General features: G+C 43.3%; 2 protein-coding genes and 2 pseudogenes. 3 read left to right on the top strand and 1 reads right to left on the bottom strand.

Annotation, left to right across the window (positions count from 1 at the left end; all coding sequences use genetic code 11):
• Positions 1-168 (top strand): annotated as a pseudogene (locus H6F92_RS05985) (IS630-like element ISMae27 family transposase); the annotation flags it as partial.
• Between the two features lie 216 nt (positions 169-384).
• A pseudogene (locus H6F92_RS05980) lies at positions 385-510 on the top strand (peptide deformylase); the annotation flags it as partial.
• Between the two features lie 35 nt (positions 511-545).
• Here the strand turns inward: H6F92_RS05980 and H6F92_RS05975 are convergent.
• On the bottom strand, positions 546-1,160 hold the full coding sequence (locus tag H6F92_RS05975) for a chromophore lyase CpcT/CpeT (RefSeq protein ID WP_190357132.1): 615 nt from the start codon (positions 1,158-1,160) through the stop codon (positions 546-548).
• Between the two features lie 78 nt (positions 1,161-1,238).
• Here H6F92_RS05975 and H6F92_RS05970 point away from each other — a divergent pair.
• The coding region (locus tag H6F92_RS05970) for a thioredoxin domain-containing protein (RefSeq protein WP_190357131.1) at positions 1,239-1,822 on the top strand (584 nt) is incomplete at its 3' end.

Genomic DNA, 1,822 nt, shown 5'->3' with positions numbered 1-1,822 from the left:
AGAGTTTGGCTGTACCTGAAAAATTTTCTGGCATGGGAAACTTTTGAATCTCTTGATGCTTTAAGAGATAAACTCGATGCTCTTTTAAATCGTTTATCCAATGACACTATCGGATATTTAACGGGTTGGTCTTGGATTTTAGAAGCTCTATGTCTGTCAGGAATTTAGAAATTTGGTAAGTAGTCGTGCAAAATTAATTTCCTAGTGAAGATAGGCAAGAGGCAAGAGGCAAGAGCGGGGTTAGATATGTGTAATTAATTTTGCTTAGGTACTTATTAGGATATGGAGCGCGGCGCGGGTTTGTCCATGTTGATATGAGGAACGGGAAGGGATGGCGAAGCGGTGGCGAAAAAGGACCAAGATGGAATTATTAGGGTCGGGGGTATCTTTCAACACGAATACGATCATCTGGAAGGAATCCTCTTTCTCGATCGCCTGGCTTCTCCGGCGGATTTATACTCGGAGGAAGAATACCAAAAAATTAGTCAAAATTTTAATTTTGGGACTTAAGACCGATCTCATCGAGTTATAATCCCTATTAGCGGCTAATTTTCTGGTTTTTGCCAGCGAAATTGATAGAAATTATCCTGCGCTCCCCATACCTGCCGCCCAAGGCTATCATAACCTCGATCGCTGGTATCCATGCCCTGGGAATGTAGAATAATTGTATTAGTTATTTTCACCGCACCTCTGGCATTAGTGGGACAGCCTTGGGGGGGAGTTTCTCCCCGATAACCCCCCGCTATCGGTTTTAAAAACACAGTACACACCGACCCGGCCAAATCTGATACATTTAATTTTCTTTCTGTCAAGTCTTTGTTACAAAAATTAATAAAGTTAGCGGCATTATTTAACTTATAAGCTTTTGATTCCACAGTGGAATTATCAGCGCTAGGTTGAATGACTAAAATTCTTTGACGATAGGGTTGATTTAAGCGATCGATAATTGCCTGTTCTTGATAAAGATAAATATTATCCTGTTTGGGGGAAAAATCCACGGCACAGGTGGTCATTTGCACCTTAGCAATGCGGGGGTTAGTCTGCGCTTGTTGCGTCGTATCCATGACCCCAATTAAATGATTAGCCACTCCCTGCACTTGCAGGTTAAGGGGCAAAGATTGAGTGAGAAAAAACACCAGAGCGATCGAAGTTTTCAGCATGAGGGGAAGCTTGATTCTAGGTTAGTCTCTAATTAGCTTAAACTAATAAGCAGCAAGAGCAAAAATACCCCTTTTCCCATGGCTAATCATCTGGCTGAATCTGAAAGTCTTTACCTGCGAAAACACGCCGAAAACCCGATCGATTGGTGGTATTGGTGTGACAGCGCCCTAGAAATTGCCAGGAGAGAAGATAAACCGATCTTTCTCTCGATCGGTTATTCTAGCTGTCATTGGTGTACGGTTATGGAAGGAGAGGCTTTTTCCGATCGAGCCATTGCCGATTATCTCAATCAGTATTTTTTGCCGATCAAAGTTGATCGCGAGGAAAGACCGGACATCGATAGTATCTATATGCAAGCATTGCAGATGATGGTCGGTCAAGGGGGTTGGCCTCTGAATGTCTTCCTAACACCCGATAGTTTAATTCCCTTCTATGGTGGCACCTATTTTCCCGTGCAACCGCGCTTTGATCGTCCCGGTTTTCTGCAAGTGTTGCAATCGGTACGTCGTTATTATGAAGAGGAAAAGGAGAAATTAAGCAAATTTACCGCCGAAATGCTGGGCGCACTGCGTCAATCAGTCATTTTACCCCGATCAGAGACCAATTTAACCGATCCTTCCCTTTTAGCCACAGGAATCGAGACAAATACGGCGGTGATTCG

It is taken from the genome of Microcystis wesenbergii FACHB-1317, assembly GCF_014696875.1.
GTDB classification, from domain to species: domain Bacteria; phylum Cyanobacteriota; class Cyanobacteriia; order Cyanobacteriales; family Microcystaceae; genus Microcystis; species Microcystis wesenbergii_A.
Note: the sequence above shows the minus strand (reverse complement) of the source record. Positions and strands in the feature narration are given on the sequence as shown.

Excerpts from the sequence above, each read along its gene's own strand:
- H6F92_RS05975 (WP_190357132.1), bottom strand. The coding sequence starts at position 1,160 with ATGCTGAAAACTTCGATCGCTCTGGTGTTTTTTCTCACTCAATCTTTG.